The 20,879-nt window shown below is 61.4% G+C and carries 17 protein-coding genes; 2 read left to right on the top strand and 15 right to left on the bottom strand.

Features of this window, described 5'->3' with window-relative positions:
- Positions 1 to 5: 5 nt before the first annotated feature.
- The 12 genes from GTQ41_RS17310 to leuC form a co-directional block, all read right to left on the bottom strand.
- Positions 6 to 671: an SPOR domain-containing protein gene (locus GTQ41_RS17310; protein WP_047293229.1), complete on the bottom strand. Its 666-nt coding sequence runs from the start codon at positions 669 to 671 to the stop codon at positions 6 to 8.
- Complete coding sequence (gene folC / locus GTQ41_RS17315) at positions 655 to 1,962, bottom strand: bifunctional tetrahydrofolate synthase/dihydrofolate synthase (protein ID WP_047293227.1); 1,308 nt, start codon at positions 1,960 to 1,962, stop codon at positions 655 to 657. Before folC ends, GTQ41_RS17310 begins: the two co-directional genes overlap by 17 nt.
- A complete protein-coding gene (accD, locus tag GTQ41_RS17320; protein WP_041066058.1) occupies positions 1,959 to 2,879 on the bottom strand; it encodes an acetyl-CoA carboxylase, carboxyltransferase subunit beta in 921 nt (306 codons plus the stop codon). The genes folC and accD overlap by 4 nt, the downstream gene beginning before the upstream one ends.
- 200 nt (positions 2,880 to 3,079) lie before the next feature.
- A complete protein-coding gene (locus GTQ41_RS17325) occupies positions 3,080 to 3,724 on the bottom strand; it encodes a phosphoribosylanthranilate isomerase (RefSeq protein ID WP_047293224.1) in 645 nt (214 codons plus the stop codon).
- Between the two features lie 65 nt (positions 3,725 to 3,789).
- The gene (gene truA, locus GTQ41_RS17330) at positions 3,790 to 4,614 is read right to left on the bottom strand and encodes a tRNA pseudouridine(38-40) synthase TruA (protein ID WP_041066053.1); all 825 of its coding nucleotides are present in this window, start codon (positions 4,612 to 4,614) and stop codon (positions 3,790 to 3,792) included.
- Positions 4,615 to 4,856: 242 nt separating this feature from the next.
- Complete coding sequence (locus GTQ41_RS17335; RefSeq protein ID WP_047293222.1) at positions 4,857 to 7,490, bottom strand: FimV/HubP family polar landmark protein; 2,634 nt, start codon at positions 7,488 to 7,490, stop codon at positions 4,857 to 4,859.
- A 208-nt stretch (positions 7,491 to 7,698) separates the two neighbouring features.
- Complete coding sequence (locus tag GTQ41_RS17340; RefSeq protein WP_047293220.1) at positions 7,699 to 8,709, bottom strand: aspartate-semialdehyde dehydrogenase; 1,011 nt, start codon at positions 8,707 to 8,709, stop codon at positions 7,699 to 7,701.
- 272 nt (positions 8,710 to 8,981) lie between these two features.
- Positions 8,982 to 10,094 carry an aspartate-semialdehyde dehydrogenase gene (gene asd, locus GTQ41_RS17345; RefSeq protein WP_003226428.1) on the bottom strand — a complete coding sequence of 371 codons (1,113 nt, stop codon included), beginning with the start codon at positions 10,092 to 10,094 and terminating at the stop codon, positions 8,982 to 8,984.
- A gap of 66 nt (positions 10,095 to 10,160) precedes the next feature.
- A complete protein-coding gene (gene leuB / locus GTQ41_RS17350) occupies positions 10,161 to 11,243 on the bottom strand; it encodes a 3-isopropylmalate dehydrogenase (protein WP_047293218.1) in 1,083 nt (360 codons plus the stop codon).
- A gap of 54 nt (positions 11,244 to 11,297) precedes the next feature.
- A complete protein-coding gene (locus GTQ41_RS17355) occupies positions 11,298 to 12,065 on the bottom strand; it encodes a class I SAM-dependent methyltransferase (RefSeq protein WP_047293215.1) in 768 nt (255 codons plus the stop codon).
- Positions 12,066 to 12,201: 136 nt separating this feature from the next.
- Complete coding sequence (leuD, locus tag GTQ41_RS17360) at positions 12,202 to 12,846, bottom strand: 3-isopropylmalate dehydratase small subunit (RefSeq protein WP_047293213.1); 645 nt, start codon at positions 12,844 to 12,846, stop codon at positions 12,202 to 12,204.
- Positions 12,847 to 12,859: 13 nt separating this feature from the next.
- A complete protein-coding gene (leuC, locus tag GTQ41_RS17365; protein ID WP_095668812.1) occupies positions 12,860 to 14,278 on the bottom strand; it encodes a 3-isopropylmalate dehydratase large subunit in 1,419 nt (472 codons plus the stop codon).
- A 141-nt stretch (positions 14,279 to 14,419) separates the two neighbouring features.
- Here leuC and GTQ41_RS17370 point away from each other — a divergent pair, with 141 nt between their 5' ends.
- Together GTQ41_RS17370 and GTQ41_RS17375 are read left to right on the top strand one after the other, a co-directional pair.
- Complete coding sequence (locus GTQ41_RS17370) at positions 14,420 to 15,310, top strand: LysR family transcriptional regulator (RefSeq protein ID WP_041066034.1); 891 nt, start codon at positions 14,420 to 14,422, stop codon at positions 15,308 to 15,310.
- Positions 15,311 to 15,378: 68 nt separating this feature from the next.
- Positions 15,379 to 18,657, top strand: coding sequence for a PAS domain S-box protein (locus GTQ41_RS17375; RefSeq protein ID WP_047293208.1), 3,279 nt, complete (start codon positions 15,379 to 15,381; stop codon positions 18,655 to 18,657).
- 48 nt (positions 18,658 to 18,705) lie between these two features.
- Here the strand turns inward: GTQ41_RS17375 and GTQ41_RS17380 are convergent, their stop codons facing one another.
- The 3 genes from GTQ41_RS17380 to GTQ41_RS17390 form a co-directional block, all read right to left on the bottom strand.
- Positions 18,706 to 19,149, bottom strand: coding sequence for an Hsp20 family protein (locus GTQ41_RS17380; protein ID WP_047293206.1), 444 nt, complete (start codon positions 19,147 to 19,149; stop codon positions 18,706 to 18,708).
- Between the two features lie 121 nt (positions 19,150 to 19,270).
- A complete protein-coding gene (locus GTQ41_RS17385; RefSeq protein ID WP_047293205.1) occupies positions 19,271 to 20,230 on the bottom strand; it encodes a tRNA-dihydrouridine synthase in 960 nt (319 codons plus the stop codon).
- Positions 20,231 to 20,398: 168 nt separating this feature from the next.
- Entirely contained in the window at positions 20,399 to 20,836 is a 438-nt protein-coding gene (locus tag GTQ41_RS17390; protein WP_047293202.1) for a thioesterase family protein, read from the bottom strand.
- Between the last annotated feature and the right edge of the window lie 43 nt (positions 20,837 to 20,879).

Consider the following 20,879-nt stretch of genomic DNA (forward strand, 5'->3'; position numbering starts at 1 on the left):
AGATCCTAGCCGCGCTCGGGCTGAAAGCGCACGACAAAACCCTTGAGGTTCTGCTGACGGCTCAACACATCCCGCAGACGATCAGCCTCGGCACGTTCGATCAGCGGCCCGACGAACACCCGATTCTTGCCATCGGCAGAACGGATGTAAGCGTTGTAGCCTTGGCTGCGCAGGGTTTTCTGCAGCGATTCCGCGCCCTCACGGCTCGACAGGCTGGCCAGTTGCACCGACCAGCTGACCGACAGACCGTTGGCATCGACCCGGCTTTGCGTGGTATCAGGCTTGGCCGCAGCCGCAGCAATCGGCTGAGCCGGCGCCGCAGCAGGTTTGGCAACGGGCGCAGGCGCAACCGGTTTGGCTGCCGGAGCCGGAGCCGGGGTCGGCGCGGGTGCCGGTGCTGCGGCAATCGGCATCGACGGCGCCGATTGCTCGGCCACTTCGTCGTCGCTCGGTACCGGCTCCTGCGGCAGTGCTTGCGGCTCAGGCACGGCCACCGGCTCGAGCTGCACTTGCGGCACAGCCGGCGCTTGCGGTGCGGATGGCGCCTCGACCGTCACTTGACGTTGCTCGTCCTGACGGGAAAACAGCATCGGCAGGAAAATCACCGCCAGTGCCACCAGCACCAGGGCACCAACCATGCGCTGCTTGTACGCTTTATCCAGCAAAGCCATTTGCCGCTTCCTCCGTGGAGCGCCGGGCCAGCCATTCAAGGGCCTCGGCGACACAATAAAATGATCCGAACAACAGAATCTCGTCGTCACTGGTGGCCACTGCGCACTGCCCTTCCAGCGCCGCCGCAACACTGTCATAGGACGTGACGGATGCGCCAAGGTTCTGTAACCCGGCGTGCAATTCGCTGACCGGGCGCGAACGCGGCGAATCCAGCGGCGCGACCGCCCAATGCTGGACACTAGCATTCAATTCACCGACAACACCATCCAGATCCTTGTCGGCCAGCAAGCCGAACACCGCCAGACGTTTGCCCGCCAGTGGCCGACTGGCCAGACGCCGCGCCAGATATTCCGCCGCGTGCGGGTTGTGTCCCACATCCAGCAGCAGGTTCAAGCGTTTGCCATTGAAGTCAAAGGAGCGACGATCCAGACGCCCGACCACGCGAGTCGCCTGCAAGGCTGCAACGATCTGCGAGGCATCCCACGGCAGACCGAGCAACAGATACGCCTGCAAGGCCAGCGCGGCGTTTTCCATCGGCAGATCGAGCAACGGCAGATCATGCAGTTCGACCTGCAGGCCTTGCGCATCGGTACCGCGCCATTGCCAATGCTGCTCAGTGACTCCCAGGTCGAAATCACGCCCACGCAGGAAAAACGGACACGCCAATTCGCGCGCCTTGTCGAGCAACGGCTGCGGAGGATTCAGATCACCACACAAGGCAGGTTTGCCCTGACGGAAAATCCCGGCCTTCTCGAATGCCACGGATTCACGGGTATTGCCCAGGTATTCGGCATGATCAACGCCAATGCTGGTGACCAGCGCGACATCGGCATCCACCACATTGACCGTATCCAGACGCCCGCCCAGACCGACTTCCAGCACCACAGCGTCAAGTTTTGCCTGTTGAAACAGCCAGAACGCCGCCAGGGTACCCATTTCGAAGTAAGTCAGGGACGTGTCGCCTCGCCCGGCCTCGACTGCAGCGAAGGCCTCGCACAGCTGTGCGTCAGTGGCTTCGACGCCATTGAGCTGCACCCGCTCGTTGTAACGCAGCAGGTGCGGAGAATTGTAGACACCTACGCTCAGGCCCTGCGCCCGTAGCAATGAAGCCATGAAAGCGCAGGTTGAACCCTTGCCGTTGGTGCCGGTGACCGTGATCACCCGAGGCGCCGGCTGGCCCAGTCCCATGCGGGACGCTACCTGTTGCGAACGCTCCAGCCCCATGTCGATGGCCGATGGATGCAACTGTTCAAGGTAGGCGAGCCACTCGCCAAGGGTACGCTCGGTCATACGTTGGCAGGCACCGGTGGAACGACGATTGGCTCGACAGGAGCGGCGACGTAGGTCGGTGTCGGCTGACCGGTCAGCTGCGCCAGCAGATTGCCCAGACGTGGACGCAGTTCACGACGATCGATGATCAGGTCGATTGCGCCATGCTCCAGCAGAAACTCGCTGCGCTGGAAGCCTTCCGGCAGTTTTTCCCGCACGGTCTGCTCGATCACGCGCGGACCGGCGAAGCCGATCAGGGCTTTTGGCTCACCGACGATCACGTCGCCAAGCATCGCCAGACTGGCAGAAACACCGCCGTAGACCGGATCGGTCAGCACCGAGATGAACGGAATGCCTTCTTCACGCAGGCGCGCCAGTACGGCCGATGTCTTGGCCATTTGCATCAGCGAGATCAGCGCTTCCTGCATGCGCGCACCACCGGAGGCGGCGAAGCAGATCATCGGGCAACGGTTTTCCAGGGCGTAGTTGGCGGCGCGCACGAAGCGCTCACCGACGATGGCACCCATGGAACCGCCCATGAAGTTGAATTCGAACGCCGACACCACCACCGGCATGCCCAGCAAGGTGCCGCTGACGGAGATCAGCGCGTCCTTTTCGCCGGTCTGCTTCTGTGCGGCGACCAGACGGTCCTTGTACTTCTTGCCGTCACGGAACTTCAGACGGTCAACCGGCTCCAGATCGGCACCCAGCTCGTTGCGACCTTCGGCATCCAGGAAGATGTCGATACGCGCCCGTGCGCCGATGCGCATGTGGTGGTTGCACTTGGGGCAAACATCCAGGGTCTTTTCCAGCTCAGGACGATACAGCACAGCCTCGCAGGACGGGCATTTGTGCCACAGACCTTCAGGCACCGAGCTCTTCTTGACCTCCGACCGCATGATCGAAGGGATCAGTTTGTCTACCAACCAGTTGCTCATGCTTTCTTTCTCCAGTACCGGCGGCCCGAACGCTCTGGTTCGCAGCCCCGCGTATGCCCTTCAGCTAAATTCATGTGTGTGGCGATGGTTGGTGGAGCGCCGCGGTCAGCGCGAAACATGACCTGCGTGCACCTCCAGAAACCCTCAGCCTCGCCTGCTTTGTGCAAGTGCATTGATGGACGGCGGCAGACTGCCAGCCGTCACATCGAAGTAGACGCTCCCTGCGAGCTGCTGCGTACGGCATTGATGAACGCGCGGATCTTCGCAGGATCCTTGATGCCCTTGCTCGCCTCTACCCCGCCGCTGACATCGACGGCGTACGGTTTGACCCGGGCCACGGCGTCGGCGACGTTTTCCGGGGTCAGGCCACCCGCCAGGATCAGCGGCTTGCTCAACTGCTGCGGAATCAATGACCAGTCGAACGCCTCACCGGTTCCGCCAGGCACGCCTTCGACGTAGGTGTCGAGCAGCACGCCATTGGCACTCGGATAGGCATCGACGGCAGCCGCGATGTCGTCGCCGGCCTTGACCCGCAATGCCTTGATGTACGGACGATGCCAGCCTTCGCACTCTTCAGCGGTCTCGTCGCCATGGAACTGCAACAGATCCAGCGGCACGGCATCGAGGATTTCCCCCAATTCACAGCGACTGGCGTTGACGAACAAGCCCACCGTCGTCACGAAGGGCGGCAAAGCCTGAATGATCGCCCTTGCCTGCTGCACGCTCACTGCGCGCGGACTTTTTGCATAAAACACGAAACCGATGGCATCGGCCCCGGCCTCGACCGCTGCCAACGCATCCTCTATGCGGGTAATCCCGCAAATCTTGCTGCGAACGGCTGACATGTCGATAAAAACCTCAAGGTAAAAACCGGGAAAGTCCCGGATGGTAACAAAAGCGTCGGGAGGCGTCAGCCGTCAAGGTCCGAGAAACCCGTAAGGAAATGTGGCCCGATGAAACGCTCGGGCAACGGGAACTCGTCGTGATACTCAACCTGCACCAGATACAACCCATACGGATGCGCTGTCACGCCACCGGAGCGCCGCTCTCGGCTCTCCAACACTTCCTTCATCCACTCCACCGGGCGCTCGCCGGCACCGATGGTCATCAGCACACCGGCAATGTTGCGCACCATGTGGTGCAGGAACGCATTGGCACGGATATCGAGCACGATCATCTTGCCGTGCCGGGTCACGCGCAGGTGATGCATCTTCTTGATCGGCGACTTGGCCTGGCACTGACCGGCACGGAACGCACTGAAGTCGTGGGTGCCAATCAGATATTGCGCAGCTTGCGCCATGCGCTCGACGTCGAGCGGGCGGTGGTTCCAGGTGATCTCTTCATTGAGATGCGCCGGCCGAATCTGATCGTTGTAGATCACATAGCGGTATCGTCGGGCGATGGCTTTGAACCGCGCATGAAAATGCGCCGGCATCACCCGCGCCCAACTGACACTGATGTCGTGGGGCAGATTGATATTGGCGCCCATCACCCAGGCTTTCAGCGAACGATCGACCGGCGTGTCGAAATGCACCACCTGCCCGCACGCATGCACCCCGGCATCGGTGCGACCGGCGCATTGCAGCGAAATCGGCGAATTGGCGACTTTCGACAAGGCTTTTTCAAGCTCTTCCTGCACCGTGGCCACGCCGGTCAACTGACGCTGCCAGCCACTGTAGCGCGAGCCTTTGTACTCGACGCCCAGTGCCACGCGGTAAAAGCCTTCGGGTGCCATTTCGGCGGCCGGATTATCTATGTTTGCCAAGGTGGGACAGCCTGCTGATGTACAAAGGCGGGCATTATAAGGCTGTGGGTCGGGGATGCCAGTTTCAAGATCAAAAGATCGCAGCCTTCGGCAGCTCCAACATGAGATTACGTTTCTCTGTAGGAGCTGCCGAAGGCTGCGATCTTTTGATTTGAAAAAGCAAACAAAAACGGCAGCCTTGATCGGGCTGCCGTTTTTGATTTACCGCTGACTCAAGCCAGGTGCGAAAGCATTTCCTTGGCCTCGCCCCGCTGCTTCTCATCCCCCTCGGTCAACACCTCGTTGAGGATGTCGCGCGCGCCGTCATTGTCGCCCATGTCGATGTAGGCCTGGGCCAGATCGAGCTTGGTGGCGGCTTCGTCGGTGCCGGCGAGGAAGTCGAAGTCATCTTCGCCCAGATCACCACCCATGGCTGCGTCGGCTTCGGTGAAGGTCGGCTCGGTGATGCTCTGCGACAGACGATCCAGCTCGGCGTTGACGTCATCCAGCTCTGCCGCGAAGGCATCCGGTTCGGCCGGGTTGGTGTCCATCTCGTCGGCCAGCGACAGATCGAAATCGGCGGGCAGCTCCAGATCGTCCTGTGGCACTTCGTTGGCGACCACAGGCTCGGCCGGCGACAGGTCTTTCACGCCTTCGTCCAGATCCAGCAGGAAGTCATCGTCCGCCAGGTCAGCCATCGAGGCTGGCGCAGGCTCGGCACCGAGGTCCAGATCGAGGTCGAAGTCCGACAGGTCGTCGAGGTTCTCTTTGATCTCGGTCTGCTGTTGCAGCACCGACTCAAAGCTCAGATCGTCGTCAGCCGGAAACTCGTCCAGCTCCACTGGTGCTTCAGGTGCGACAACAGGCGCAGGCTCAACCGGGGTAATGTTATCGAGATCGTCCAGACTCAGGTCGAACGCGCTGTCCAGATCGTCTGCCGCCGGCTCAGGTGCAGGCGCCTCGGGCTCGTCAAGCAGCAGCTCCTTGACGTATTGCGCATCGAGTTCAGCGGCGGCGGCCGCTGCAGCCAGACCAGCGACCGCGACTACAGCCATGGCCGGGAAGCGCTTTTTCAGTTCTTCGACCTTGGCGAAGTTGTCGCCATTGGCCACCAGTTGACGCTCCTGACCGACGAACGCATCGCGGTCACCCTGTTGACCATAGACTTCCATCAGTTTCAGGCGCAGGTCGCTGCGCTGCGGCTCAAGGCTGACGCCTTCTTCCAGCAACGCGGCAGCCTGATTCAGGCGACCGGCATTGATATGCGACTGAGCCTTGTCCAGCACGTCATCGGAACGCTCGGCGGCCGGCGCGACCAATGGCGCGGCAATCGGCTCGGCCATCACCACCGGAGCCACTACCGCAGCAGGCGCTGGCGCAGATGCCGGGGTGTTGAGCTTGACGCTGGCGGCAGGTGTTTCCAGACCTTCGAAGCTGCTTTCCGGCAGATCCTGTTCGGCAGAGAACTCCTGCTCTTCAGCCAAAGCGCGGGCCATGCGCAGGTGTTTCTCGGCTTCCTGCTGGGCTTTGCGGCGACGGGCCAGCAGCAACAGCAGAAGCAGCAACACCACCGCGCCGCCGCCGATCAGACCCAGCAGGATCGGATTGGTCAGCAGTTCATTGAAGGTTTTGTCTTCATCGACCACCGGTTTTGGCGCAACCACTGGCGTCTCGGCAGGCGTGTCGACCGGTGGCGCAATCGCCGATTCCGGGGTGGGTGCAGCTTCTGCCGGGGTCGCCGGCGGAGTGGCAGCCAGCTCAGCAGTGATCGCCGGCACAGCGGCGTTGGCAGCTGGCGCGGCACCGGTACCGTCGGCCTGCATTTTCGCCAGCTGATTATTCTTAAGCTCGATCAGGCGCTGCAGCTTGTCCAGCTGACTTTGCAGATCAGCCATGCGGCTTTTCAGTTCCTCGTTGTCACGACGGGTCGTGTCGAGGCTTTCCTGAGTCACCGCCAGCTTGTTGCTCAAGGCCTTGGCATCGCCGGCCGGGCCTTTACCCCGGGCCTTGGCACTTTCGGCGGAGACCAGGCTCAAGTTGTCTTTGGCATTCTGGCCGGTGCCGGCATTGCTGCGACCACGCTTGGTTGCGTCGAGCTGCTGCTGGCCGGTACCCGGCTTGGCCACATAGCGACGACCCTGACGCCAGGCTTCGTTCTGCGCGGCAACTTCGGCAATCGCTTTCGATTGTGGCAGCGCGGTGCTTTCCACCGAGTCCGGCAGACGCAACACTTGACCGGTTTTCAGCCGGTTGATGTTGCCGTCGATGAACGCATCCGGATTCAGCGCCTGAATCGCCAGCATGGTTTGCTGCACGGAGCCGCCAGTGCGCGCCTTCGCGGCGATCTCCCACAGGGTATCGCGCGGCGTGGTGGTGTACTGATTCGGGTGCGTGGCGCCGGTGGTCGGTGCGGTGATGGTCTGCGACGGCGCCGGTTGCGCGGCGGCGTCAGCGGTCTGTGGCGAGAATTTCGACGGATCCAGCAGCACACTGTAATCGCGCAGCAGACGGCCATTCGGCCACATCACCTGCACGAGGAATTTCACCATCGGTTCCGACAGCGGCTTGCTCGACGTCACGCGCAGCACACTTTTGCCGCTGGCGTTGAGCACCGGGGTGAACGTCAGGTCGTTGAGGAAGGCCTGGCGATCAACACCGGCCTTGGCGAAATCTTCGGGTGAAGCCAGGCTCGGCACCACTTCGGCAGCGGTGAGATCCTTGACGTCGAGTAACTCGATCTCGGCCACCAGCGGCTGGTTCAGGGTCGACTTCAGGGTCAGCTCCCCGAGCCCGAGGGCATGCGCCATACCGGAGGACAGCGCCGAGGCGGCCGCTATTGCTAACACCAGTTTGCGAACTTGAACCATAGCCTCATCCTTTGTTTGAACGTTCCTCGGCCAGCGAGAAGATGTTGATTGCCGCTGCCGTAAGGCATTGCGCGCGACGACGACACATGCCGCGCGCGATCATTTCTTTGATGCCCCGGAAAGTCCCGGAGGGTGACACGTTATCAAGTGCTCCGGGCAAGCATAGCGCTCACCTAGAATCAGTCGACAAATTGTTGCCAAGTATCTTTTACAGCAGGTCTTTTATCAACAATTCAGCAACCTGCACAGCGTTGAGGGCCGCGCCTTTGCGTACGTTATCTGACGTCAGCCACAGATTAAGTTCCGCCGGGTCGTCGACACCGGCGCGCACACGGCCAACATAGACAACGTCCTGCCCCACCGCGTCACCCACCGCCGTCGGGTAATCGCCCGCTTCAACCAGCTCGATGCCGGGTGCGTCTTCAAGTGCGGCGTTGACCTTTTCCAGGTCGACCGCGCTCGCTGACTGCAAGGTCACGCTATAGCTATCGCCAAAAAACACCGGGGCTTGAACGCAAGTAGCGGAAATCTTTAATAAAGGCTGCGCCAACACCTGACGCAGCTCGCGCACCAGGCGTTTTTCCAGCAGCGTGTGGCCTTGAGCGTCCGGCGTGCCGACCTGGGCCAGCAGGTTGAAGGCCATCTGCCGATCGAAGAAGGTCGGCTCCAGCGGACGCATGTTCAGCAACTCGGCGGTCTGCCGCGCCAGCTCGGTCACGGCTTCGCGACCTTGCGCGGAGACGGCGAGATTGGCGGTGACGTTGACGTATTGCAGGTCGAGCAAGTCGAGCAGCGGCGCCAGCACCACAGCCAGCGTCGTCGCCGACGGGCTTGGGCTGCTGACCTGGAACGGCGCGGTCAGACCGGCGATGACCTCGGCGTTGGCTTCCGGCACCACTTGCGGCGCCTGCTCGGCCGGCAATGCGCCGGACAGGTCGATCAGCGAGCAACCGGCCGCGTGGGCACGCGCCGCGTAGCTCAGGGAAACGGCAGCGCCCGCGGCGAAAAACACCAGTTTGACCTTGCTGAAATCGAACTCGTCGACTTCGCGCACGCGCACGTTTTTGTTGCGAAACAGCACCGAGCTGCCAGCGGATTCGCTGCTGGCCAGCAGGTGCAGGTTACCGACCGGAAAGTCGCGTTCTTCGAGAATCTGTACGAGGGTTTCGCCGACAGTACCGGTGGCGCCGACGACGGCAATATCTAGGGTCTGGGTCATGGTTCTACCTCTGGCGAAACGGGGGGAGCGGCACTTTACCGGGTGACTGCCATGCAGGCAATTTCTGCCGGGGATTTGTGCCGCCTGACCGGCCTCATCGCTGGCAAGCCAGCTCCCACAGTGGTCAGTGTGGGACACAGATATTTGTACACACCTGAAACCTGTGGGAGCTGGCTTGCCAGCGATGAGGCCAGAGCTGATACCCGAAAATCCAAGGCATAAAAAAACCCGCACCTCTCACAAGGCACGGGTTCTTTCATTGCATCAAGCGATCAACGTTCCAGCAGGATCCGCAGCATGCGACGCAGCGGTTCGGCCGCGCCCCACAGCAGTTGGTCGCCGACGGTGAAGGCACCGACGAATTGCGAACCCATGTTCAGCTTGCGCAGACGACCCACCGGGACGTTCAGGGTGCCGGTGACCTTGGTCGGGCTGAGCTCCTGCATGCTGATGTCGCGGTTGTTCGGCACCAGTTTGACCCAAGGGTTGTGCTGGCTGATCAGCCCTTCGATATCAGCGATCGGCACGTCTTTGTTCAGCTTGATGGTCAGTGCCTGGCTGTGGCAACGCATGGCGCCGATGCGCACGCAGATACCGTCGACCGGGATCGGGCTCTTGAAGCGACCAAGGATCTTGTTGGTCTCGGCCTGGGCCTTCCACTCTTCACGGCTCTGGCCGTTCGGCAGTTCCTTGTCGATCCACGGGATCAGGCTGCCGGCCAGCGGTACGCCGAAGTTCTCGGTCGGGTACGCGTCGCTGCGCATGGCTTCGGCCACGCGACGGTCGATGTCGAGGATCGCGCTGGCCGGATCGGCCAGTTGATCGGCCACCGCAGCGTGGGTCGCGCCCATCTGCTTGATCAGTTCACGCATGTTCTGTGCGCCGGCGCCGGAGGCCGCCTGATAGGTCATGGCGCTCATCCACTCGACCAGACCGGCTTCGAACAGACCGCCCAGGCCCATCAGCATCAGGCTGACGGTGCAGTTGCCGCCGATGTAGTTTTTGGTACCCGCGTCCAGTTGCTGGTCGATGACCTTGCGGTTGACCGGATCGAGAATGATGACCGCGTCATCGTTCATGCGCAGGCTGGACGCCGCGTCGATCCAGTAACCCTGCCAGCCGGCTTCGCGCAGCTTCGGGAACACTTCGCTGGTGTAGTCGCCGCCCTGGCAGGTCAGGATCACGTCGAGGGTTTTCAGCTCTTCAATGCTGTAAGCGTCCTTGAGCGGAGCAATGTCCTTGCCCACGGACGGGCCTTGGCCACCGACATTGGAAGTGGTGAAAAACACCGGCTCGATAAGATCGAAATCCTGCTCTTCCAGCATCCGCTGCATGAGCACGGAACCGACCATGCCGCGCCAACCGATCAGACCTACACGTTTCATCGCAACTACACCTTCTTGAAAAGTGGGCCGCTGCTTTGTATTGAATTTCGCAGCGGGCCCGAGAGATTACAGATTCCGCAGCGCGGCGACTACTGCGTCACCCATTTCCTGCGTTCCGACTTTAGTGCAACCGGCCGAATAGATGTCGCCGGTACGCAAGCCTTGATCCAGCACCACGCTGACGGCTTTCTCGATGGCATCGGCCGCGTCGTGCAGATTGAAGCTGTAACGCAGCATCATCGACACCGACAGAATGGTCGCCAGCGGGTTGGCAATGCCTTTACCGGCGATGTCCGGCGCCGAACCGTGGCACGGCTCGTACATGCCCTTGTTGTTCGAATCCAGCGAAGCCGACGGCAGCATGCCGATCGATCCGGTGAGCATCGAGGCTTCGTCGGACAGGATGTCGCCGAACATGTTGTCGGTGACGATCACGTCGAACTGCTTCGGCGCGCGCACCAGCTGCATGGCGGCGTTGTCGACGTACATGTGGCTCAGTTCGACTTCAGGGTAATCCTTGGCGACCTGCTCGACCACTTCACGCCACAGTTGGCTGGACGCCAGCACGTTGGCCTTGTCCACCGAGCACAGCTTTTTGCCGCGAACCATGGCCATGTCGAAACCGACGCGGGCGATTCGGCGGATTTCGCTTTCGCTGTACGGCAGGGTGTCGTAGGACTGACGCTCGCCGTTGTCCAGGGTGCGGGTGCCGCGTGGCGCGCCGAAGTAGATGCCGCCGGTCAGCTCACGGACGATCAGGATGTCCAGACCGGCCACGATTTCCGGCTTCAGGCTCGAAGCGTCGGCCAGTTGCGGGTAGAGGATCGCCGGACGCAGGTTGCCGAACAGGCCCAGTTGCGCACGAATCTTCAGCAGGCCGCGCTCAGGGCGGATGTCGCGCTCGATGGCGTCCCATTTCGGGCCGCCCACGGCGCCCAGCAGGACGGCGTCGGCAGCACGGGCGCGGTCGAGCGTTTCGTCGGCCAGCGGCACGCCGTGCTTGTCGATGGCGGCACCACCGATCACGTCATGGCTCAGCTCGAAGCCCAGGCTGTACTTGTCGTTGGCCAGCTCCAGCACCTTGACCGCTTCGGCCATGATTTCCGGACCAATACCGTCACCTGGGAGAATCAGAATCTGCTTGCTCATGCTTTCCTCATGTCATCAGTCGGTGCGCCACTCAGGGCGCGCCCGGAAAAATTCTTATCGCTCAGCCATCAATACGATTACATCTGTACTGAACGAGCCGTCGGCATCAATCTCAAAATATTCGCGCACTTCGTTGCCCATCGACTGCTGCAACTGGCGAATCGCCGCGCGCATCACCTCGGGCGTGCGCATGCGCTCGACCCAGCTGCTGTACTCCAGACGCAGACGCTGACGCGTGGTGCTGCGGGTATGCAGCCCGGCCTCGCTGACCTGACGCAACCACTCGCCGGCAGAATAATCGCGCACATGGCTGGTGTCGCGCAGCACTTCAACGCTCTGCAGATAGGTGTCGAACAGCGGGCTGCCCGGTGACAACACGTCAACGAACGCCGCCACACCACCCGTTTTCAGCACCCGACGCACTTCGCGCAGGGCTACGCCGAGGTCGCTCCAATGGTGCGCCGAATAACGGCTGAACACGAAATCGAATTCGCCATCGGCAAACGGCAGACGCTCGGCGGCGCCGTTGACCGTGGCAATGTTGTTCATGCCGCGATCAACCGCCGCAGCGGCCACCACATCGAGCATCTGCTGCGACAGGTCGTAGGCCACCACTTCCTTGACCAGTGGCGCCACATGAAAACTCACATGACCGGCGCCGCACCCCAGGTCCAGCACCCGGGCCGCGCCCTGCCCGGCCAGTTCAGCCTGTAGCAGCGCGAATTCGGTGCCTTGAGCGTGAACGGCGCTGCTCAGGTAGGCGGCGGCCTGTTCACCGAACTGCTTTTGTACGACCTGGCTGTGCTGGGCGGTGCTGGTCATGGTCACATCCTGCATTTGTGTTGTTTGAGCGACCGTCTTCGCGAGCAGGCTCGCTCCCACAGGAGAATGCATTTCAAGTGTGGGAGCGAGCCTGCTCGCGAAGAGGCCGGCCCTGACTACATCAATCACGAATCAATCACGCGTCGCGAAACAACCACGGCTGGCTCACACGATGCTTGGCCTCGAACGCGGCAATCGCATCGCCGTCCTGCAAGGTCAGGCCGATATCATCCAGACCATTGAGCAGGCAATGCTTGCGGAACGCGTCGATCTCGAAGTGGTACACCTTGCCGTTCGGGCTGGTCACGGTCTGCTCGTGCAGATCGATCTGCAATTGATAGCCCGGCGCGGCCTCGACCTGCTTGAACAGCTCATCGACTTCAGCGTCGCTCAGAATGATCGGCAGCAAGCCGTTCTTGAAGCTGTTGTTAAAGAAGATGTCGGCGTAGCTCGGCGCGATGATGCTGCGGAAACCGTATTCTTCCAGCGCCCACGGGGCGTGTTCACGGCTGGAGCCGCAACCGAAGTTCTCACGGGCCAGCAACACGCTGGCGCCTTGATAGCGCTCGGCGTTGAGCACGAAATCCTTGTTCAACGGGCGCTTGGAGTTGTCCTGATACGGCTGGCCGACATCCAGGTAACGCCACTCGTCGAACAGGTTCGGGCCGAAACCGGTGCGCTTGATCGATTTCAAGAACTGCTTGGGAATGATCTGGTCGGTGTCGACGTTGGCACGATCCAGAGGCGCGACAAGACCAGTGTGCTGGGTAAAAGCTTTCATGCTGCGCTCTCCTTCAGATCAATTCACGAACGTCGATGAAACGACCGTTCACCGCCGCCGCAGCGGCCATGGCCGGGCTCACGAGGTGGGTACGACCACCGGCACCCTGACGGCCTTCGAAGTTACGGTTGGAGGTCGAGGCGCAATGCTCGCCGGACTCCAAACGGTCCGGGTTCATCGCCAGGCACATCGAGCAACCCGGCTCACGCCACTCAAAACCGGCTTCGAGGAAAATCTTGTCGAGACCTTCGGCCTCCGCCTGCGCCTTCACCAGACCCGAGCCCGGCACCACGATGGCCTGCTTGATCGTCGAAGCGACTTTGCGGCCCTTGGCAATCACGGCTGCAGCGCGCAAGTCTTCGATGCGCGAGTTGGTGCAGGAGCCAATGAACACGCGATCCAGCTGAATGTCGGTGATCGCCTGATTGGCGCTCAAACCCATGTACTTCAAGGCGCGGACGATCGAGTCGCGCTTGACCAGATCCATCTCTTTGGCCGGATCCGGCACGTTCTGATCAACGGCCAAGACCATTTCAGGCGAAGTGCCCCAGCTGACTTGCGGCTTGATCTGCGCAGCGTCGAGTTCAACCACGGTGTCGAACTTGGCATCGGCGTCGGAGACCAGGTCTTTCCAGGCTTCAACCGCCTGATCCCACTGCGCGCCTTTCGGCGCAAACGGACGGCCCTTGACGTACTCGACGGTCTTTTCATCCGCTGCCACCAGACCCACGCGGGCGCCGGCTTCGATGGACATGTTGCAGATGGTCATGCGGCCTTCGACGGACAGATCACGAATCGCGCTGCCGGCGAATTCGATGGCATGGCCGTTACCGCCGGCGGTGCCGATCTTGCCGATCACCGCGAGGACGATGTCTTTGGCGGTCACGCCGAACGGCAACTGGCCCTCGACGCGCACCAGCATGTTTTTCATCTTCTTGGCGACCAGGCACTGGGTGGCGAGCACGTGCTCGACCTCGGAAGTGCCGATCCCGTGCGCCAAGGCACCGAAGGCGCCGTGGGTCGAGGTGTGCGAGTCGCCGCAGACCACGGTCATGCCCGGCAAGGTTGCGCCCTGCTCCGGGCTGATCACGTGGACGATGCCCTGACGGATGTCGTTCATCTTGAACTCGACGATGCCGTACTCATCACAGTTGTCATCGAGGGTCTGAACCTGCAAACGCGAGACCTGGTCGGCAATGGCCGTGATGCCGCCCTTGCGTTCTGGCGTGGTCGGTACGTTGTGGTCCGGGGTCGCGATGTTGGCATCGATGCGCCACGGCTTGCGCCCGGCCAGACGCAGGCCTTCGAAGGCTTGCGGCGAGGTCACTTCGTGGATGATGTGACGATCGATATAGATCAGCGCCGAGCCATCGTCGCGCTGCTTGACCAAATGCGAATCCCAGAGCTTGTCGTAGAGCGTTTTGCCGGCCATCAGACGGTTCCTCATCAGCTTGTTTCTATGCCCTGGGCTTATCAATAACCCTTTGGCTTGTGAGGCCGATCCTATGGGGTTACATTAAATAACTCAAATTCATATTTTTTATGCTTTGGATAACCAACTGGAATACAAACCATGGATCTGGCCAACCTCAATGCGTTTATCGCCATCGCCGAGACTGGCAGCTTCTCCGGCGCCGGGGAACGCCTGCATCTGACCCAACCGGCGATCAGCAAACGCATCGCCGGGCTGGAGCAACAATTGAACGTGCGACTGTTCGACCGCCTGGGTCGTGAAGTCGGCCTGACCGAAGCCGGCCGCGCTCTGCTGCCCCGGGCGTACCAGATTCTCAACGTGCTGGACGACACGCGGCGCGCCCTGACCAACCTGACCGGTGAAGTCAGCGGTCGTCTGACCCTGGCCACCAGTCACCACATCGGCCTGCACCGTTTGCCGCCACTCTTGAGGGAATTCACCCGCCGCTACCCACAAGTGGCGCTGGATATTCAGTTCCTCGATTCGGAAGTGGCCTACGAAGAAATTCTCCACGGCCGCGCCGAGCTGGCGGTAATCACTCTGGCCCCGGAGCCGCACACACTGGTCAAAGCCACGCCGGTGTGGGACGACCCGCTGGATTTCGTGGTAGCGCCGGAGCATTCGCTGATCAGCAATGGCGCCGTGAGCCTGGCGGACGTTGCCGGTCATCCGGCAGTTTTTCCCGGCGGCAACACCTTTACTCATCACATTGTCCAACGCTTGTTCGAAGCCCAAGGGCTGACGCCGAACATCGCCATGAGCACCAACTACCTGGAAACCATCAAGATGATGGTGTCCATTGGACTGGCCTGGAGTGTTCTGCCCCGTACCATGCTTGACGAACAGGTGGCGCGCATACCTTTGCCGGGCATACAGCTCAGTCGCCAGCTAGGCTATATCGTGCACACCGAACGGACGCTGTCGAATGCGGCAAGGGCTTTCATGGCCTTGCTGGATGCGCAAATCGATCTGCCAGGGACTCCAGGCTAACTTGTGCTACTCCTATAGAGCCGCTGTCCCTGTGCCTAACGCCACCATCAGCTCAAGGCCCGTTAACAATGCCGAAATCTGTTGACCGAATTCCGCCGATGCCGCGTATTCAGGCCATTGATCCGCGACGTTCCGAGCAGAGCTGGGAGAGTGCGCCGCAACTGCTCGCCGCACTCAACGGCGCCCGGCTCGGCGCCTGGTATTGGGACATCGAGCGTGGTCAAATCAGTTGGTCACGGGGCACTCAGGCGCTGTTCGGTTTCGATCCACGGCAACCGCTGCCCCAAGACCTCGAATACCTCGACCTGCTGCCACCCGAAGACCGGGCGAAAACCGTGCGCGCCTTCCACGCGGTGATTGCCGGCGCGCCGCTGGAACAGGCGATGCACCACCGCATCCGCTGGCCCGACGGCAGCCTGCACTGGCTGGAAATCAGCGGCAGCCTGCTGCCGGACAAAAACGGCCGTCCCCGAATGATCGGGGTGATTCGCGAAATCACCCACCAACGTCAACGCGAACAGGCCCTCAGCAGCTCGGAGAAACGTTTCGCCACACTCTTTCATCTGTGCCCGAACATGGTGCTGCTGACGCGCCAGGAAGACGGCCTGATCAGCGAGGCCAACCAGTATTTCGAAAGCCTGTTCGGTTGGCCGGTGCAGAGCGCCATTGGCCGCACCACCCTGGAGCTGGGCCTGTGGGTACACCCCGAACAACGTACCGAGCTGGTGAAAAAGACCAAGGCCAAAGGCGAACTGGTCAGCATGGAAGTACAGTTTCGCGCCAGTAACGGGCAGATCCATGACGGCATTCTCAGCGCGCAAAAGGTCGAACTCGAAGGCCAGCCATATCTGCTCAGCACATTCCTCGATACCACCGAGCGCAAAGCTGCCGAACACGCCTTGAAAGACAGCCAGGAACGTCTCGATCTGGCGCTGGACTCGGCGCAACTCGGCACCTGGGACTGGCACATCCCCAGCGGCATGCTCTACGGCTCGGCGCGGGCCGCGCAATTGCACGGGCTGGAACCGATCCCGTTTCACGAGTCATTTGAAGAGTTTTTCGAAGGCGTGCCCGGCGAAGAGCGCGACAGCATGCGCGACGCCTACCGCAGCCTGCGCGAGGGCCCGGCCGGCAACTATCAGCTGACTTATCGCGTGCAACTGCCCGACGGCAGCTCACGTTATCTGGAAAGCCGCGCCCGCCTCTACCGCGACGAGAACGGCGCGCCGCTGCGCATGGCCGGGACCTTGCTGGACATCACCGATCAGGTCGAGCGCGAGCAACGTCTGGTGGCCTCGGAAGAGAAATTCGCCACGCTGTTTCAGGTCAGTCCGGACCCGATCTGCGTCACCCGTCAGGACAGCGGCGAGTTCATCGAAATCAACAACAGCTTCACCCAGACCTTCGGCTGGAGCGCCGCCGACGTGATCGGGCGCACCGCCGAGGACATCGGCCTGTGGGACGCCTCGGCAAAGAGCCTGCAACGCATCGAACGCGTCATCCGCGAACAGGGCCTGAGCAATGTCGCGATCATCGTCCAGCACAAGGACGGCCAGTCGCTGACGTGTGTGATTTCCAGTCGGCAGATCAGCGTTGGCAATCAGCCGTGCATCGTCACCACCCTGCGCGACATCACTCAACAGCAACGCTCCGAGGCCGCACTCAAGGCCAGCGAAGAGAAATTCGCCAAGGCGTTTCACTCCAGCCCCGACGCGATCACCATCACCGAGCGCGACACCGGGCGCTATCTGGAGGTCAACGACGGCTTCTGCCGCCTGACCGGCTATCGCGCCGACGAGGTGGTGGGCAAGACCGTGTATCAGATCGGCATCTGGGCCGAAGAGAAACAACGCTCGGCGCTGCTCGCCGAACTGCAGATCAAGGGCCGCGTGCATCATCAGGAAATGCTCGGACGCAACAAGCGCGGCGAGTTGCTGACGGTGGAGGTGTCGATCGAACCGATCACCCTCAACGAAACCGCGTGCCTGCTGCTGACCGCGCGCGACGTCAGCCTGCTGAAAAATGCCGAGGCGCAGATCCGCCACCTGGCCTATCACGACCCGCTGACCAACCTGCCCAACCGCGCCTTGCTGATGGATCGCCTGAGCCAGCAGATCGCCCTGCTCAAGCGCCACAACCTGCGCGGTGCGCTGCTGTTCCTCGACCTTGACCACTTCAAGCACATCAACGACTCGCTGGGCCATCCGGTCGGCGATACGGTGCTGAAAATCATCACCGCACGGCTCGAAGCCAGCGTGCGCATGGAGGACACGGTGGCGCGTCTCGGCGGCGATGAATTCGTGGTACTGCTCAGCGGTCTCGAAGGCACGCGCAACGAGGTCAGCGCGCAAGTGCGCGAACTCGCCGACACCATTCGCGAGCTGCTGTCGGAGCCGATGTTCCTCGACGGCCAGCGCCTGCAAGTGACACCGAGTATCGGCGTGGCGCTGATTCCCGACCACGGCTCGACCCCGACCGACCTGCTCAAGCGCGCCGACATTGCCCTTTACCGGGCCAAGGACTCCGGGCGCAACACCACGCAGATGTACCACAACACCATGCAGAAAGCGGCCAGCGAACGGCTGCGCATGGAGACTGACTTGCGTCTGGCGCTGTCCCGTGGCGAGTTCAACGTGCATTACCAGCCGCAGGTCGACGCGCAGGACAACCGCATCATCGGTGCCGAAGCGCTGGTGCGCTGGAACCACCCGGAACTGGGTGCGCAATCGCCCACCGAATTCATCAAGGTACTGGAAGACAGCGGTCTGATTCTGGAAGTCGGCACCTGGATTCTCGATGAAGCCTGCGAGGCGTTCAAACAATTGATCGCGCTGAAACTGGTCGACCCGCTCAACTTCAGCCTGTGCGTGAACATCAGCCCACGGCAGTTCCGCCAGAACGACTTCGTCGAACGTATCGAACACAGCATGAGCAGCCACGGCCTGCCCTGCTCGCTGCTGAAACTGGAGATCACCGAAGGCATCGTCATCCAGAACCTGGAAGACACCATCAGCAAAATGCGTCGCCTGAAAAAACTCGGTGTGAGCTTCGCCATGGACGATTTCGGCACCGGCTATTCATCGCTGACTTACCTCAAACGCCTGCCGGTCGATACTCTGAAAATCGACCAGTCGTTCATCCGCGACGCAACCACCGACCCCAACGACGCCGAGATCATCCGCGCCATCGTCGCCATGGCCCGCAGCCTGGAACTGGAGGTGATTGCCGAAGGCGTGGAGACGCCGGAGCAACTGGCGTTCCTGCAAGGGCTCGGCTGCCATTTGTATCAGGGCTACCTGCACAGTCGGCCGGTTGCACTGGAAGCATTGAAAAAGATGCTCGAATGACGGGCACAAAAAAAGGGCGCCAGTGGCGCCCTTTTTTATTGCTCGGTCTTATTGCAGAACCGGCTTTTGCGCTCCGTTGATCGGGATGCGCTTGGCTTTCGCTTCTTCCGGGATCACCCGCAACAGGTCGATGCTCAGCAGACCGTTGCTCAGATCGGCGGCCTTGATCTCGATGTGATCAGCCAGGCGGAAGGACAGCTTGAAAGCCCGCTGGGCAATGCCTTGATGCAGGAAGGTCACGCCTTCGTTGACATCACGCTTGCCGCCACTGATGGTCAGCACACCCTTCTCGACTTGCAGCTCCAGGTCTTCTTCCTGGAAACCGGCGGCCGCCACGACGATGCGGTATTGATCGTCACCGTGTTTTTCCACGTTGTAGGGTGGGTAGGTGCTGCCTGGCTCGTTGCGCAGAGCGGTTTCGAACAGGTCGTTGAAACGGTCGAAACCCACCGAAGAACGGAACAGTGGTGCCAGGGAAAATGCAGTACTCATGGTTCAAATCTCCTGAAAACAATCAGCAAGTTTTTGTGTCTCCGCGACCCGAATTCGGCATCGCGTAACCCTTAGATAGGGACCGCCAAAATGATTTCAAGAGAGTATTTGAAGATTTTTTTCAGGCCGCTTCGGCGACCGGCAAACCCAGTAAACGCGAGACCTGGTCCGGTTCTGTCTCGCGACGCAGCACAGTAAACAGCTCGGTCGCCTCGGGATAATTGCGCGTCAGCATCGCCAGCCACTGCTTCAAGCGACCCGGCGATTGGCGTGCGGTCATCTGCGCCTTGGCTTGCAGCCAGAAGTCCTGAATCAGCGGCAGCAGCTCGGCCCAGCTCATCTCGACCACGTCTTCACCAGCGCGCGCGGCGGCGATCTGCCTGGCAAGATCCGGGCGCGATACCAGACCGCGTCCGAGCATGATGTCTTCGACGCCGCTGATCTCGCGGCAGCGGCGCCAGTCCTCGACGCTCCAGATATCACCGTTGGCGAACACCGGCACCTTGACCACGTCCTGCACCCGCGGAATCCACTCCCAATGCGCCGGCGGCTTGTAGCCATCGACCTTGGTACGGGCATGCACCACGATGTGTTCGGCGCCGCCCTCGGCCAGCGCGGTGGCGCAGACCAGCGAGCCATCCGGGCTGTCGAAACCCAGGCGCATCTTCGCGGTGACGGGGATGTGCGCCGGCACGGCGCGACGCACGTGCTCGACAATGCTGTTGAGCAGTTCCGGCTCCTTGAGCAGCACCGCCCCGCCCCGCGATTTGTTGACGGTCTTGGCCGGACAGCCGAAGTTCAGGTCGATCACTTGCGAGCCGAGTTCGCAGGCCAGCGCCGCGTTTTCCGCCAGGCACACCGGATCGGAACCCAACAATTGCACGCGCAGCGGCACGCCGGAACGGGTGCGGGCGCCGTTGAGCAGCTCCGGGCCGAACTTGTGGAAATAAGCCGGGGTGAGCAGCTGATCGTTGACCCGAATGAATTCGGTCACGCACCAGTCGATGCCGCCAACGCGGGTCAGCACGTCGCGCAGGATGTCGTCGACCAACCCCTCCATGGGCGCCAGGGCAATTTGCATGGGGAACACACTACTCAGGAAGAAAAAACGTGCGGCAGTTTACTGGATTAAGCCGGTTAAACCCACGACCACCTGTAGGAGCTGCCGCAGGCTGCGATCTTTTGACTTTGATTTTTAAAGATCACAATCAAAAGATCGCAGCCTTCGGCAGCTCCTACAAGGACTGGGTCAGGCTGGGGACTGGATCGCCGGGCCGTAACCCTCGATGAACTCTGCCGGCATGCGCTTGGGCTTGCCGGTGGACAGTTCGATGCAGACGAAAGTGGTCTGGGCGCGCAACAGGGTGGCGTTGTCGCTGGGGCGGATCAGCTGGAAGTGCCGGGTCATTTTCAGGCGCTGATCCCAATCGACGATCCAGGTTGCCAGTTGCAGCTCGTCGCCTTCGTAGGCCGCCGCCAGGTAATCGATTTCGTGCCGCACCACGGCCATCGCCCGATCCAGGCGCCGGTACTCGACCAGATCCAGCCCCAGACGCTGCGAGTGACGCCAGGCGCAGCGTTCGAGCCAGGTCACGTACACCGCGTTGTTGGCGTGGCCCAGCCCGTCGATGTCCTCGGCGCCTACTTGCAGATCAATGGTGAACGGCGTTGCCCGATCCCAGCCCATGCCCCACTCCCGGTCAGATTATTCAACCGGGGCAGTGTAACGG

The organism is Pseudomonas sp. AN-B15 (assembly GCF_019056475.1).
GTDB classification, from domain to species: domain Bacteria; phylum Pseudomonadota; class Gammaproteobacteria; order Pseudomonadales; family Pseudomonadaceae; genus Aquipseudomonas; species Aquipseudomonas parakoreensis.